The sequence below is a fragment of the Actinopolyspora lacussalsi subsp. righensis genome, from assembly GCF_900116555.1.
Lineage (GTDB): Bacteria > Actinomycetota > Actinomycetes > Mycobacteriales > Pseudonocardiaceae > Actinopolyspora > Actinopolyspora lacussalsi.
In genome coordinates this window covers 570184-584600 of record NZ_FPAT01000001.1, presented here as the reverse complement: position 1 = coordinate 584600, position 14417 = coordinate 570184, and the positions used below count along the sequence as shown (strand labels likewise).

Sequence of the window (14417 nt, the reverse complement as noted above, 5' to 3'; positions counted from 1 at the left end):
TTCCTGCGCGGCCGGCCTGCGGCGGGTTCTTCGTTCCGGTCATCTCGGTGAGTCACGCCCAGCACCTCCCGCTCGGCGTTGACGCGTTCACCACCCGATATACCGTTCAGGGAGTGCGTATAAACGTCCCCCCGGTGCGCGGCCGTGGAACTTCCGGACAAGGGCGAGCCGATGCGCTGCGCGGGGGGGCAGCTTTCGACGAATTCAGTTTCCCGCTTCGACGGCCCGCCAGAACGCATCGACGCGGGAGTTCCATTCGTTCGGTATTTCCTGGAAGGGTTGATGGGCCTCCTTTTCCATGATTTCGAACCGCGCGTGGGGAATTTTCTCGGCCACGGCGCGGCACAGCCCCGGACGCGCGGTCGGGTCGAGACCACCGGCGAGGACGAGCGCGGGTACGGAGATCCGGGGGAGGCGCTCGGTCGTGTCGTGCTCGATGAAGCTGTCGAGGAACCGCTGCACGTCCTCGGGAGCTTGCTTGTGGGGGAAGGCGAGCACTTCCTCGATGAGTTGGTCGACGGTTCCGTCGTTGTGTGCTCGCGCCGTGTAGATGTCGAGGAAGAATCCCTCCAGGAACGCCCGTTCGCTCGGAGCGACCTCCACCAGCCAGCGGACGAACCTCGCCCACGAACGGAGGTAGGGGTCCATCACCGGCCACGTGCTCTGCAGGACCAGGCTGCGCACGAGCTCGGGGTGGCGCAGGGCCAGCTCCTGGGCGATGATGCTACCGCCCGAGAAGCCCGCCACGTGGGCGGAAGGAACCCCGACCGCACGGAGGAGGTGCGCCGCGTCGTCGGCCATCGTCTCCACGGAGACAGGGGTGGCGGGCATCGCTGTCCGCCCCGCCCCCCGGTTGTCGAAGGCGATCAGGTGATAGCGGTCCGAGAGCCCGTCGAGCTGGAACTGCCAGGACTCGACGGTATCGCCCAGTCCACCGATGAGCAGGATATCCGGTCCTTGTCCGGTCTGTTCGGCCCAGATGTCGAGCTCCCCTGCGCGGATGTGCGTGCCCATGCCTAGCGCTCCTGTCCGTGGCCGTGCCACTTACGTGGGTGAGCGGGGTGTGTGCGGGTGAGCACCGGGTTCGAGGGAGTGGTCTAGAAGTCCGGGGCCGGGATGGTGCGCCCGGAAGTAGTCGAGGACGAGCACCATCGACACCGTTCCGGGGAACCTCCCAGGACGTCGGGAACGCATCGGCCTGCGGCCAGGCGCAGCCCGCACGACAGGTGGTTCCCGGCTCTGCTGACGTTTCGGTGAGCGCGTACTGTTCCGTGGAGGTCAGCGGGGACCCCGTGGGTTCCGCGACCGCCTCGCTCACGGTGGTGGTCGCCCGCTCGTCTCGCATCACGCCCTCCCTCGCCGGGACCTCACGCGGATGACTCCACCGTCCTCCCCCATCGGGGTTCGCGCTCCGTGGTGTGAGCGACAGCCGTGGTTCTCCTGCCGTGCGCTGGTGCAAGCTTGCGGTGGGGCCTCGTTCGTGGATCCTTCTCCGGAAAGGACTGCCGTGCAGACGTTCCTTCCCTGCTCGGAGTTCGCGTCGGTCGCGCGAGTGCTCGATTCCCGACGGCTGGGCAAGCAGCGAGTGGAGGCGTTGCAGGTGCTGCGAGCTCTGACCGTCGCCCACTACGGTTGGCGTCACCACCCCGCCGCGAGCATGTGGGCCGGGTACGAGGAGGCACTGACCCGCTACGGTCTCGAGATCTGCCGGGGCTGGTGCTCGACCGGGCGAGCCGACACCTGCGCCTCGTCGCTGCGAGCGGACCTGGTCAGCGGTCTCGGGCTGGACAGCGTGCGCACGCAGGAGTCGCTGGCCGGGGCGGGGGAGTTGCCACCGTGGCTCGGTGATCCGGTGTTTCACCGCGCCCACCAATCGGCGCTGGTGCGCAAGGATCCCGACTACTACGGCAAGTGGTTTCCCGAGGTGCCGCCCGTTCTTCCCGCCGTGTGGCCGGTATCCGACAGGCCGCGCCGCACGCTGTGAGACCGCACTCCGAATGGCGGCGAGCTCTCCTGACACGGCGGCAGCGAGGAGCCGGTGCGGACAACCGGAGTGCCCTCGCGGCGTTGCCCCTCGACCCGGGCCACCGTGTGCACGGTGTGTTGCCCGGTGGACTCGACGGAGACCATTCCCTCGAAGCAGTCGGGCAATCGGTTCACGTCGGCTAGGTATTCGAACAAGGACGCGGCGTCGGTGCGCACGGTGGCGCTGTGTTGGTAGTCACCCGTGGCCGATTGTTATACTGGCCCCAAGGCATCTCTGTCCGGTGCGTAGCAGTAAAACCACGGATCGTATTCACAAGGGAGAGTCGGGAACCGCGTCCTGTCGTGCGCCCCGTAGCACGCCGCCGCTCGTCGTCGGCCGCGGAGGTGCGGTTGTGGATGAATGGTCCTTCCCCGCGAGATCCCGGCGTAGTTCCGGGGTGGCACCGGAGTGTTACGGCTGTTTCGCTGCGAACGCATCGCGGTCGAAATTCGCCGTCACCGGACTCGGTCCGCTTCCGTAGCGGTCGAGCCGCTCGGACAGGGGACGGCGAGAAAGATCGTAAGGCACTGACTCCTTGCTTGGCTGTTCGAACGGGGTGGCATCCCTGGGTCGGTGGATTCTCGGCGGCCGATACCCACGACAGCCGCGCGTTGATCTCTGGCATCGGCGGATCCGCCTCAGAATCGAGATTGAGTTCCGAAGCGGGCTCTCAGCGATCAGGGAATCGGCTTTATTCGCGGAACGGTCCCAGACGATCGTCCGGTTGCCATTATTCAGAAACGCACCGGCCAAAGCGGTGCCCATCATGCCGATCCCCAGAACTGTCACGGGTAGCCGATTGTTCTCCGTCATCGACAGGTTTCTCCGGTGGAAAATACCACGGCAGGGCAGTAAAGTACCGGCGAGTGGTGGTTGTTCCCACCACTCGCCGGAGAACGATTTCGCGGCGGCGACCCCGGTTGACGGATGGTCGGAACTCATCCGTGCGGCCGTTGATTACGCGTCGCGGAGAACCTGGGAGAGTCGAGCGAAGCTCTCCGCACCGTATCCGGACTCCGTGGCCCGTTTCGCCAGCGCCGTGGCCGCGTTGAGCACACCGGTCTCGATGTCGCGGTTGTGGGCCGCGTGGATGATGTGGTCCATGCCCGCTGCGGCGGACCGTATGTTGGAGATGTCTCCGGTGAAGCGGTCCTCGTCGATTCGTTCGGCGAAGTCGGACATGATGTCGGGCAGCAGGTTGACGATGCCCTTGGCGTAGGGTGCCAGGTCGACCGCCTCGATTCCTTCGGCCTTGGCCAGTGCGAAACCGTGCACCATGCCTGCCATGCCGGTCCAGAACATGTCCAGCAGGGAAACATCGTGCGCCGCTGCCCTGCCCGGATCCGTGCCCAGGTGCGCGGCCGTTCCACCCAGGTTGGACAGCGTCGGTTCGTGGATCTCGTAGAGAGCCTGTGAACCGGCGTAGAGAACGACGGCCGCTGATCCCCCGATGGTCGGTGCCGGGGTCATGATCGCCCCGTCCAGGTATTCGATGCCGTGCTCGGCCGCCCAGTCGGCCATCTCGCGGGCCCGTGCGGGCGAGTCGGCGGTCAGGTTCACCAGCGTCTTGCCTTTCAGCGCGGTGGCAGCAGGCTCGACGATCGCCTGCACCGCGTCGTAGTCGATCACGCAGGCGATGACGAGATCACTCGCCGCGACCGCGTCGACGACCGTCTCCGACCGGTGGGCTCCCTCCGTCACCAGGGCATCCGCTTTCGACTCCGTCCGGTTCCACATCGTGGTGGGGTGGCCGTTGTTCAGGAACGCTCCGGCTAGAGCCTGGCCCATCGGACCGAGCCCAAGGATCGTGACCGGCTCGCGGTTGGCCGCAGTCATTGCTGTGTTCCTCCTTCGCGGCGACCGCCCCAGGGTCGTTCCGCTTCTTCTGTCTTGTTCGGCAGCCACCATCGCTTGGTCCGCACCATTCGAGGATGCTGTACCGCTCACTCTGGCGTAGTCCGCTCAGGAGTCACTCTCGATCCGCTCACGTCCACTGCCCACACGTGCCGGATCGTTCCGGGCAGGACGACATGGAGGAACCCCATGTGCCGAACGGAGGTATACAGCTCCGGACGAGTGAGGCCGCAGGAACCGTCACGAATCCTTCCGGAAGGATCCGGCCGCGCGGATAGTCTGGCGGTATGCGATTCGGGATCCTCGGACCTCTGGCGGTGTGGACGGCGGACGGCCTGCCGGTCACGGTCCCCGAGTCCAAAGTGCGAGTGCTACTGGCAACCCTGTTGGTCCATGATGGTCAACTCGTCTCCACCGATCGGTTGTGTGACGCCCTCTGGGGTGAGGAGCTGCCGCGAAATCCCACGGCCGCCCTTCAGACGAAGGTGTGGCAGTTGCGGCGGACCTTGGACGGTGCGGAATCCGGCGCGGCGACCCTCGTCGAGTACTCCGCGCCCGGATACCTGCTCCGCGTCGAGGACACCGAGGTGGACGCGAGACGGTTTCAGCACCTCATCATCGGATCCCGGCGCACCGAATGCCCCCGGGCGCGCGCCGACGCGCTCGCCTACGCCCTCGGACTCTGGCGCGGCCCGGCACTCGCGGATTTCAGGGACGAGGAGTTCGCGAGTGCGGCGATCACTCGTTTCGAGGAGCAATGGATCGCGGCGGCGGAGGACCACGCCGAAGTGCTGCTGGAACTGGGTGAGGACCGAGTGCTCGTGGGTGACCTGGCGGACCTGACTACCAGGTATCCGCTACGGGAGCGGTTGCGAGGGCTGCGCATGAGCGCACTTCACCGCGCCGGTAGGTCGAGCGAGGCGTTGCAGACCTTCGACGAGTTTCGGAGCTACCTCGGCGAGAATCTCGGGGTCGAACCGAACAACGAGCTGGTGGCGCTTCGTCAGGCGATCCTGCAGCGGTCCACCAGTCTCGATCCCGTGCCGCCGTCCTCGGACAAGGCGGCGGTCTCCACACCGGGCAACCTCCCCTCCGTGCTCACCCCGCTGATCGGTCGGGACGCCGCCGTAGCGGAGCTTCGTGAGCTGCTGGACGGAAACCGACTGGTCACCCTGACCGGCACCGGCGGAGTGGGGAAGACGAGACTCGCCCTGGAGCTGGCCACGACTCTGACCGAGACATTTACGGACGGGGTTTGGCTGGTGGAACTGGCACCGCTGGCTCCGCCGGGAGAGATGGACGAGGCCGAACTCTACGACGCCGTCGTCAACCAGGTCGCGAGCACCCTCGAGATACGTGACGAGGCCACTTCGAGCGGCGGGCCCGGTGGTGGATTCCCGACTCCGCTGTCCGAGCGGTTGAGGGACGCTCTGCGTACCAAGCGGTTGCTTCTCCTCCTGGACAATTGTGAACACCTGGTCGAACCGGTCGCCAAGCTGGTCGAGAAGCTGTTGAAGGCGGCACCCGGTCTGCGAGTGCTCGCGACGAGTCAGGACGCGCTCGGTGTCGTCGGCGAACAGCTGCACAACGTCCCACCACTGGTGGTCCCGGACGGTCCGGAAAGGATGGAGGAGGCGAGCGCGGTCGAGCTGTTCGTGACGAAGGCGAGCGCGGCCTCTCCCGACTTCCGGCTCGACCGGTCCAACATGCGAGAGGTGCTCGCCATCTGCGAGCGACTGGACGGGGTCCCGCTGTCTCTCGAACTGGCCGCGACCAGAGTACGGGCACTGGGCACCCGCGAGGTGGCGGCGCGGTTGGCGAATCGGTTCGAACTGCTCACCGTCGGATATCGCGGCGCGCCCGCGCGGCAGCAGACCCTGCGGGCGACGATCGACTGGAGCTGGAGCCTCCTGAGCGCTTCCGAACGGTCCGTGCTGTGCCGACTCGTCCCCCACATCGGCGGTTTCACCCTCGGTGCGGCCGAACAAACATGTGCGGATGAGGGGATCGACACTTCGCGAATTCTCGATCTGGTCGCTCGTTTGGTGGACCGGTCCCTGGTCGCGGCTTCGGACGGCACCAATGGACGGCGGTTCCACTTGCTCGAGTCCATTTCGGCCTATTGTGCCGAGCGCCTGCGCGAGTCCGGTGAACACGCACGGGTTCAGACCCGTTACGTGTGGTACTACACCGATCTCGCCGAACGGGCCGTACCGCAGCTGCGCGGGTCGAACCAGCGAAGCTGGTTGGAGCGCTTGGACGCGGAGGCGGCCAACCTCCGCAACGCACTGGATGTCGCCGTACGGTACGAGCTCGCCGAGCTGGGACTGCGACTCGTGAACGCGTTGGCGTGGTATTGGTTGCTGCGTGGCCAATCGGGTGAAGGAAGTCGGTCCTGCTCCGCGGCCCTCACGATCGCGGGGGACAGCACCTCCGACAACCGCCTTGCCGCGCTCTGCTGGCGGGCGGGTTTCGCGTTCCGCGCCGATGAGGGCGAGTCCCCGCTGGTCGAGTGCGACCGAACGTGGGAGCTGAGCGCACGGATCGAGGACCCGCTGCGCAGAGCCACGGCGCGATGGTTCCTGGGATTCGCCCAGCTCGGCTTCGGCGACCGGCAACGGAGTGAGGCCCGGATCGATCGGGCGCTGGAGGCGCTTCGTACCGCTGGAGATCGGTGGGGCGTCGCCGCGGCGCTCAGCGCGCGGGCCACCCAGGCACTCATCAGCGGCGATCTGAGTACTGCTCAACGCGATGGTGCCGAGAGCGCCGCCGCGTACCACGCACTCGGGGACGCCTGGGGACAGCTACAGGCAGGCAACGTGCTGGCTCAGCTCGCTGAGATCAGCGGCGATTACGAGCGGTCGGCCGGGCTGCACCGCGAGGGACTGCACATCGCCACGTCACTCGGTTTATGGACGGACGTGGCGTTGAAACTGTCCGGGCTGGGACGGGTCGCGCTGTTGCAAGGTGACTACCCGCGGGCCCGGGAGCTGCACGAACGAGCGATGCGCTCGGCCGCCGAGCAGGGTTTTCCCTTCGGGGAGCAGTTCGCCGAGGTGGGGTTGGGTATGGGGGCACGCAGGGAGAACGACCTCGATACCGCGGAGAAGCACCTATCGCGGTGGCTCGACTGGTGCCGCCGCATGGACGGTGATCCGGGTGTCGCGCTGATCCTCGCCGAACTCGGCTTCGTGGCCGAGCAGCGCGGCGACGCCCCCACGGCGTTGCGCTATCACCTGGAGGGGCTCGGCGTCGCGGGCAGGGACCTCCGAGCGATCGCGCTGGTGGTGGAAGGCGTCGCGGGTGCGGTGGCCGTCGCCGAGGAGTGGAGAGGCGCCGCGTTGTTACTCGGCTCCGCCGAGGCAGCGCGCGAGACGGCAGGCGCTCCGCTCCCACCTGGTGAGCGGGGGGACATGGAGCGGATCACGCTGACGGCACGGCTGGGGACGGATGCCGGGAACTTCGCCGCCGGTTTTCGTCGGGGCCGGGACCTGGCCCCCGCACAGGCCCTGTCCGAGGTGTTGGGCGAGAGCGCGCTCGCGGGTCACGTGGATGGCCTCTTCCGCTCGGAGTTCTCAGGGATTCGCGTTCTGTGACTGGACCGAGGGGTTGGATCTATTCGTTTCCGGTGTCGTGCGGGGTGTCTTATGGGATTGGCCGACGACTTCTACGGTGTCCGTGAAATGGGGTTCCCCGGCGGAACCGCTGCCGAGCACGTCACCCGGGCGGGAGCCTCCGAGGACCGCCCCGCGGCACCGCTCCGGCGAGCGGAGAAGCCGCGATGCGGTTCCCCAGGAGACCCCCGGGTGCGCTCGTCATCGGGTCAGTCGAAGCCGTGCTCGACGAAACCGGGTGTCATTCGAAGTCGATGTCCCACGGGGCGTAGCGGCGATTCCTACTGAGGCCGCTGCCTGGGGCCGCTGCCGATCCGCTCAGTTTTCCCGCCCGGTGCGGTTGCCGCAGGACAGGTAGAGTGTGCCGAAGTTCTCGACCCGGAAATCGTTGATCATCATGGTTCCCGGGCCGTTGTGCTGGAAAATCTTGTGCTCGGTTGCCCGCGCCCCGCCACTGTCGATCACCATCGGGTTCGAGGGGCAGGATCCGAAACAGCGGGTGAGCTCACGACCAGGGGGCGTGTCCGACAGGAGCAACCACAGCCGTGCACAGCACTGTCAACGGCGTCCGCCGCACCTCTCACTGAGTGGCCACGGGTGGGGCAGAGGAGTCAGCGAGCGCGGCCTTTGGCACCAGCGAACCAGGCGTGAACGGCTGCGTCCGAGCGGATCTCCGGTGACCGCTGGGAAACCCCACTCCGAGCATCGTTGCGACGTCGGGAGCTAAGCGTGCACCATATTCCGTCGTCAGCCGTAACAGCCGCGTTCGCCGGCGGGTGAGAAGCCGCGTATCGGACTCTCGGCGGAGCTCCGGGGCCACTCGGAGTGTTCCGGCGGGTCCGCTGTGACTGCCGTGACCGGCCACGACGTGATGTAACAGGTCTCGCGGCGGGATGAGTGCCGCGTGCGCACGGGCTCCTATAATTCGGGTCGTACCCGTGTCGCCGTGCGAAGCGACGCGCGGGAGTCATGATTTCGGGAAAGGGGATCAGTGAGTACACAGGCGGAAACGTTCGAATTCCAGGCGGAATCCCGCAAATTGTTGCAGTTGATGGTTCACGCCATATATTCGAACAAGGACACGTTCCTGCGCGAGCTCGTTTCCAACGCCTCGGACGCGCTCGACAAGGTGCGGCTGGAGTCCTTCCGCGACAAGGACCTGGAGGTGGACACCTCCGACCCGCACATCCTGATCGAGGCCGACAAGGAGCACCGCACGCTGACGGTGCGCGACAACGGTATCGGCATGTCGCGGGACGAGGTCCAGGACCTCATCGGCACGATCGCGAAGTCGGGCACGGCGGAGCTGCTGCAGCAGCTGAAGGAGACGCAGGACGGCGCTGCCGCGCAGGAGCTGATCGGCCAGTTCGGGCTCGGGTTCTACGCCAGCTTCATGGTCGCCGACCGCGTGACGCTGCTGACCCGTCGGGCTGGTGAGAGCACCGGCACCCGGTGGGACTCGACGGGCGAGGGCACCTACACCATCGAGACGGTCGAGGAGGCCCCGCAGGGGACGGCGGTGACGCTGCACCTGAAGGCCGAGGATCAGGAAGACAGCCTGCTCGACTACACCGACAGCACGACGATCACCGGCATAATCAAGCGTTATTCCGACTTCATCTCGTGGCCCATCCGCATGGAGGTCGAGCACACCGACTCCGAGGGCGAGACCACGCGGCAGATCGAGACGATCAACTCGATGAAGGCGCTCTGGGCGCGCCCCAAGGAAGAGGTCGCCGAGGAGGAGTACCGCGAGTTCTACAAGCACATCAGCCACGACTGGAACGACCCGCTCGAGACGATCCACCTGCGGGCCGAGGGCACGATCGAGTACCAGGCGCTGCTGTTCATCCCCTCGGTCGCTCCTTTCGACCTCTTCACCCGGGATCACAAGCGCGGCGTCCAGCTCTACGTCAAGCGCGTGTTCATCATGGACGACTGCGAGGAGCTCCTGCCGGAGTACCTGCGCTTCGTCAAGGGCGTGGTGGACGCGCAGGACCTCTCCCTCAACGTGTCGCGGGAGATCCTGCAGCAGGACCGCCAGATCCAGATGATGCGCAAGCGGCTGGTCAAGAAGGTCCTGTCCACGGTCAAGGACATGATGAGCCAGGACCCGGAGCGCTACGCGAAGTTCTGGGACCAGTTCGGCCAGGCAGTCAAGGAGGGGTTGCTCAACGACGTCGACAACCGCGAGCAGATCCTCGAGATCGCCTCCTTCGAGTCCACGCACGATGCGGAGAACAAGACGACGCTGCGTGAGTACATCGAGCGGATGAAGGACGGCCAGGACAGCATCTACTACATCACCGGCGGTTCGCGGTCCAAGGTCGAGAACTCCCCGCACATCGAGGCCTTCCGGGACAAGGGCATGGAGGTGCTGCTGCTGACCGACCCGGTCGACGAGATGTGGGTGGAGTCGGTCCCGGAGTTCGACGGCAAGCGGTTCCAGTCGATCGCCAAGGGCCAGGTCGATCTCGACGAGCAGGACGAGGACGGCAAGGACAGCGAGCGGCAGCAGGAGTTCGCCGACGTGCTGTCCTGGATGTCGACCAAGCTCGCCGAGGACGTGAAGGAAGTGCGGCTGTCCTCGCGCCTGAGCACGTCACCTGCCTGCGTGGTCGGTGACAACAACGACATGGGGCCGACCCTGGAGAAGATGTACCGGGCCATGGGGCACGAGGTGCCGCCGGTGAAACGCATCCTCGAGGTCAATCCCGACCACCCCCTCGTGAGTGGGATGCGCGACTCCTACGACAAGAACGGGGAGAGCGAGGAGCTGAAGGAGACGGCCGAGCTCGTCCACGGCATGGCGCTGCTGGCCGAGGGCGGTGAGCTCCGCGAGCCCGCGCAGTTCACCAGTCTGCTGGCCAACAGGCTCGCCCAAACGCTGTGAGGACTCCGCGTCCCGGGGTCGGAGAGCGATCGCTCTCCGACCTTGCCCGGGGCGGGTAGGCTGCGGGCGCACGAGATCGTCGAAGAACCACGATTCGAACCCGACACGGGAGTCCGGAGCGGACATGAGCTATCCGCCACAACCCTGGTGGCTGTGCGGTGAGATGTCCGTTTCGCTGTGGCGACTGCCGAAGCGGCTGCTCCCCGCTGTCCCGGAGGGACTGTCACCGGTGCTGCTGGGTGACACGGGCATCGTCGGTACCGCCTGGGTGCTCTACCGGTCCGGGAGCGTGCTGGAGTACAACGAGCTGCTCGCCGCCGTACTCGTGCGGCGTGGCGCCCGCCTCCGTGCGTGCATCACCCACATCTGGGTGGACAGTGCTGCCTCCCTGCGAGGCGGTCGTGAGTTGTGGGGCATTCCCAAGGAGCGGGCCACGTTCGGGGTCGACTCCGTGGAGCCGTTGCGGATCGAGGCGCACGGGATCGCCTCGGCGTCCCTGAGCGACCGGGTGTCGCTGCCGGGGAAGTGGTCGTTGGGCTACCGGATCGCACAGTCGATGGCAGGCGGAATCGCGGAGAACCGGGTGAGGGCGCGCGGGCGCGTTGCCGTGCGCACCTCCTCGTGGCACCCGGATCCGCACGGGCCGCTGGGGTGGTTGCGGGGTCGTGAGCCTTTCCGCAGCCTCGCGCTGCACGACTTCGAGATGCGATTCGGGGAGAAAGCGGATTCGTCCGTCCAGGGGTGATGCGTCCCGGTCGCGGAACCCGCGTGTCCCCTGCCCGGCCACAAGAGCCACACCCGCTCGACTGACAGCACTCGGTGGGCGGGAGCGGTGTCCGCTCCCGCCCACCGAAGAGTGGCTCCCACCTGATCGGTGTCCGCGGGGGCGCGCTCGGCCGGTGTGGCCGTCAGCCCCAGCCCGCCTGCGCACCCCCGACGCGTTGCTCGGCCAGGTACCGCTGGTGACCGGAGTCGGCGTAGGCGCGCATCGGTTCCTCGGGCAGCCCGCGCGAGGCGCGCCACCGCGCCAGTGCCGGTCGGACGTCGGTCTGGAAGGCGTCCATCAGCACTTCGTTCGCACCGAGCACGTCGTGCTCGGCCTGGGCCTTGTCGAGGGCCGCTCGGTCGACCAGGAGTGCGCGTGCGGTCATTTCCTGCACGTTGAGCACCGAGCGGATCTGACCGGGGATCTTCTCCTCGATGTTGTGGCACTGGTCGAGCATGAAGCGGACCGGGGAGTCCTCGCCGAGCCCACCGTTCGCGATGACCTCGTACAGGATGCGGAACAGTTGGAACGGGTCGGCCGCGCCTACGATCAGATCGTCGTCGGCGTAGAAGCGCGAGTTGAAGTCGAACGAGCCGAGCTTGCCCAGCCGCATCAGCTGCATGACGATGAACTCGATGTTGGTTCCAGGCGCGTGGTGGCCGGTGTCCAGGCAGGTCAACGCCCGGTCGCCGAGCGCGCTGACCTGCGCGTACGAGGTCCCCCAGTCGGGGACATCGGTGTGGTAGAAGGCCGGTTCGAAGAACTTGTACTCCAGCACGAGCCGCTGGTGCGCGTCGAGCCGCTCGTAGATCTCGGCGAGCGACGCGGCGAGCCGGTCCTGACGCGCCCGCAACGAGTCCTGACCGGGGTAGTTCGTCCCGTCGGCCAGCCAGATCTTGAGATCGGTCGATCCGGTGGCGTGCATGATGTCTATGCACCGGAAGTGGTGATCGATGGCCTTGCGCCGTATCGCGGGGTCGGAGTGGGTGAGGCTGCCGAACTTGTAGTCCTCGTCCTGGAACGTGTTGGCGTTGATCGTGCCCAGCTCGACCCCGAGATTCTCGGCGTGGGCCTTGAGCTCGGTGAAGTCCTCGACGTCGTCCCACGGGATGTGCAGCGCCACGGTCGGCGCGAGCCCGGTCATCTCGTGAACCTTGGCGGCGTCGGCGATCTTCTCGTGCGTGTCGCGCGGGGTTCCGGGGGTGCCGAACACCTTGAAGCGGGTGCCGGAGTTGCCGAACGCCCAGCTGGGCAGTTCGATGGACTGGCGGGCGAGCGTTTCGGTGATCTCGTCGAAGCGATGCGGTACGGTCATCGTTCTCCTTCGTTCGGATCGGCGTTGTCGAGTACCGGTGTAGTGCTCGCGTGCTGGTGGTGCTCGTCGAGCTCGGCGAGCTGGTCCTCGAGGTGGAAGACCTCTTCGAGGGTGATCGCGGTCTGGTCGGCGCGTCCGCTCCGACCGACGAAGAGATCGGCCATGTACTCCTCCCAGATCGCGGCCACCCGCGATTCCGCGAGGTGGGTGTCCGAAGCGGACACGGAGTCCGTCTCGTAGTAGCCGATCAGCAGCCCGTCCGGACGCAGGAACAGCGAGTAGTTGCGTCGCCCCGACGCCTCGAGCTCGCGCAGCATCTCGGGCCACACGGCCGCGTGGCGGCTTCGGTACTCGTCGAGGCGGTTCGGATCGATCCACAGCTGGAAGCACACGCGGGTCACGAGGTCATCACCGGGTCCTCCGCTGTCGCTGTTCCGTAGCGCTCCCGCTCGATCTGCTTCAGATCCTTGCCCTGGGTGTTGGGTGTCCACAGTGTGCCGATGAGCAGGGCTGCGGCCAGCAGGCCGAGGATGAGCAGGCCGAGCCCCTGCAGCCCGATCTGTGCCAGCAGCATCGGGAACCAGACGCTGAGCACGCCGACGAGCACTCGGGCGGCCAGGAACAGCACGCCCTGTGCACTGGCGCGGTATTGCGTCGCGAACAACTCGCTGGTCCACAGACCGTAGAAGGCCTGCGCGCCGACGCCCATGGACACGCCCCAACCGATCGCGAAGAAGAGCAGGGTGAACATTCCCGGCGGGACGTAGATCAGCGCGGCCCATGCGAGAACGCCGAGCAGGGCGCTGGAGCAGTACAGCCACCGGCGGCTCATCCGGTCGGCGAGCCGCATGAACCCGAGGTAGGTCGCCGCGCTGGTGCAGCCCCACATGAGCACCTGCAGCAGGTACTGCTCGGTCACGGACGTAACGCCCGCCGCTTCGTACACGCGCGGCTGGAAGATCCCGGACTGCCCGGCCACGGTGTTCCACAGGGCGTAGACGCCGAACAGGAACAGCATCGCTGTGAGGTTGGCCTTCTTGGTGAACAGGCCGCGCAGGCTGCCCAGGAAGGAGGGGCCCTCGTTCGGGGCGTTGTTCTTGTCGCGCCAGATCCCGGATTCCGGCAGGCCGCGTCGCACCCACCAGGTGATGGCGGCGACGACGAACAGGTGCGCGAAGATCAGTCGACTGCCGAGCAGGTCGAGCGGGGCCACGACGACGGCCAGGAAGTAGCCGATCATCGGCCCGATCGACCAGGCCAGCTGGGCGGTGCCCACGTGCGCTGCTCGTTCGTGCGCCGGTGCTTCCTCGGCGATGTAGGTCCACGAGGCGGTCACCCCGGCGCCGACGGCGATGCCGGTCAGTATGAAGGCGGTCAGCAGCATCCCGTAGGACGTGGCGAACACGGCCAACAGCACGCCCAGCATGTACAGCAGCAGGTCGTAGGTGTAGATGAACTTCCTGCCGTACCGGTCACACAGCGGGCCGCCGATGGCAGCGCCCGCGGCGGCGCCGAACGCGTTGGCGCTGAGTGAGGCGAGCAGGCCGACAGCCAGGTTGTCCAGGCCGAATCGTTCCTGCCACAGGCTGAGGCTCGTGGCGATCGCGATGATCGATCCGGCCTCGATGTAGTTCGACATGGCTACGGCGATCGTCGCGCGCCACCCCGTCGTGCGGTTGTTTCTGGAACGGACCTCCATTGGCCCTCCCATCCGTTGACCCTGGTCTCTCACGCTCCGACTGCGGAAGCAGTAGAGGTAAATCGTTTCAAAGTGATGCGAACCATAGCGGCCTTCGGGGCTGTGAACAAGGCCGTGCGCGAGATTCGTGCGGACGGGCCGGCTCGCTGTTACGCACCGGTTACGTGTATGCGGAGCGGGTGTCGAGTGCGGGTGGGTCCCGCTCGGGATGTGGTAGCGGTTACGCTCTTTCGCGTGTCGCCGGGGATGG

Annotated in this window: 11 protein-coding genes; 4 read left to right on the top strand and 7 right to left on the bottom strand. The window is 66.7% G+C overall.

Features of this window, described 5'->3' with window-relative positions; all coding sequences use genetic code 11:
* Positions 1-204: 204 nt before the first annotated feature.
* Entirely contained in the window at positions 205-1014 is an 810-nt protein-coding gene (locus BM394_RS02480; RefSeq protein WP_092973265.1) for an alpha/beta fold hydrolase, read from the bottom strand.
* Positions 1015-1507: 493 nt separating this feature from the next.
* Here BM394_RS02480 and BM394_RS02475 point away from each other — a divergent pair, with 493 nt between their 5' ends.
* Entirely contained in the window at positions 1508-1984 is a 477-nt protein-coding gene (locus BM394_RS02475) for an MSMEG_6728 family protein (RefSeq protein WP_092973263.1), read from the top strand.
* A 453-nt stretch (positions 1985-2437) separates the two neighbouring features.
* Here the strand turns inward: BM394_RS02475 and BM394_RS23620 are convergent, their stop codons facing one another.
* Positions 2438-2839, bottom strand: a complete 402-nt coding sequence (locus tag BM394_RS23620) for an NAD(P)-binding domain-containing protein (RefSeq protein WP_092973261.1) — start codon at positions 2837-2839, stop codon at positions 2438-2440.
* Positions 2840-2983: 144 nt separating this feature from the next.
* Positions 2984-3862 (bottom strand): NAD(P)-dependent oxidoreductase, encoded by an 879-nt coding sequence (locus BM394_RS02465; RefSeq protein WP_092973259.1) that lies wholly within the window; start codon positions 3860-3862, stop codon positions 2984-2986.
* Between the two features lie 305 nt (positions 3863-4167).
* On the opposite strand from BM394_RS02465, the gene BM394_RS02460 reads away from it, so the two are divergent.
* Entirely contained in the window at positions 4168-7476 is a 3309-nt protein-coding gene (locus tag BM394_RS02460) for an AfsR/SARP family transcriptional regulator (protein WP_092973257.1), read from the top strand.
* Between the two features lie 336 nt (positions 7477-7812).
* Here the strand turns inward: BM394_RS02460 and BM394_RS02455 are convergent, their stop codons facing one another.
* A complete protein-coding gene (locus BM394_RS02455) occupies positions 7813-7962 on the bottom strand; it encodes a pectate lyase (RefSeq protein ID WP_092973255.1) in 150 nt (49 codons plus the stop codon).
* Between the two features lie 523 nt (positions 7963-8485).
* On the opposite strand from BM394_RS02455, the gene htpG reads away from it, so the two are divergent.
* Together htpG and BM394_RS02445 are read left to right on the top strand one after the other, a co-directional pair.
* Entirely contained in the window at positions 8486-10387 is a 1902-nt protein-coding gene (gene htpG / locus BM394_RS02450; RefSeq protein WP_092973253.1) for a molecular chaperone HtpG, read from the top strand.
* Between the two features lie 124 nt (positions 10388-10511).
* Positions 10512-11132 (top strand): acetoacetate decarboxylase family protein, encoded by a 621-nt coding sequence (locus tag BM394_RS02445; protein WP_092973251.1) that lies wholly within the window; start codon positions 10512-10514, stop codon positions 11130-11132.
* A 163-nt stretch (positions 11133-11295) separates the two neighbouring features.
* Here the strand turns inward: BM394_RS02445 and rhaI are convergent, their stop codons facing one another.
* The 3 genes from rhaI to BM394_RS02430 are packed head-to-tail and all read right to left on the bottom strand — an operon-like array spanning position 11296 to position 14167.
* The gene (rhaI, locus tag BM394_RS02440) at positions 11296-12468 is read right to left on the bottom strand and encodes an L-rhamnose isomerase (protein WP_092973249.1); all 1173 of its coding nucleotides are present in this window, start codon (positions 12466-12468) and stop codon (positions 11296-11298) included.
* Positions 12465-12869: an L-rhamnose mutarotase gene (locus tag BM394_RS02435; protein ID WP_092973248.1), complete on the bottom strand. Its 405-nt coding sequence runs from the start codon at positions 12867-12869 to the stop codon at positions 12465-12467. The genes rhaI and BM394_RS02435 overlap by 4 nt, the downstream gene beginning before the upstream one ends.
* Entirely contained in the window at positions 12866-14167 is a 1302-nt protein-coding gene (locus tag BM394_RS02430; protein WP_092973246.1) for an MFS transporter, read from the bottom strand. Before BM394_RS02430 ends, BM394_RS02435 begins: the two co-directional genes overlap by 4 nt.
* Positions 14168-14417 lie beyond the last annotated feature (250 nt).

Excerpts from the sequence above, each read along its gene's own strand:
- BM394_RS02460 (WP_092973257.1), top strand. The coding sequence starts at position 4,168 with ATGCGATTCGGGATCCTCGGACCTCTGGCGGTGTGGACGGCGGACGGC.
- rhaI (WP_092973249.1), bottom strand. The coding sequence starts at position 12,468 with ATGACCGTACCGCATCGCTTCGACGAGATCACCGAAACGCTCGCCCGC.
- BM394_RS02465 (WP_092973259.1), bottom strand. The coding sequence starts at position 3,862 with ATGACTGCGGCCAACCGCGAGCCGGTCACGATCCTTGGGCTCGGTCCG.
- BM394_RS23620 (WP_092973261.1), bottom strand. The coding sequence starts at position 2,839 with ATGACGGAGAACAATCGGCTACCCGTGACAGTTCTGGGGATCGGCATG.
- BM394_RS02480 (WP_092973265.1), bottom strand. The coding sequence starts at position 1,014 with ATGGGCACGCACATCCGCGCAGGGGAGCTCGACATCTGGGCCGAACAG.
- BM394_RS02430 (WP_092973246.1), bottom strand. The coding sequence starts at position 14,167 with ATGGAGGTCCGTTCCAGAAACAACCGCACGACGGGGTGGCGCGCGACG.
- BM394_RS02445 (WP_092973251.1), top strand. The coding sequence starts at position 10,512 with ATGAGCTATCCGCCACAACCCTGGTGGCTGTGCGGTGAGATGTCCGTT.
- BM394_RS02455 (WP_092973255.1), bottom strand. The coding sequence starts at position 7,962 with ATGGTGATCGACAGTGGCGGGGCGCGGGCAACCGAGCACAAGATTTTC.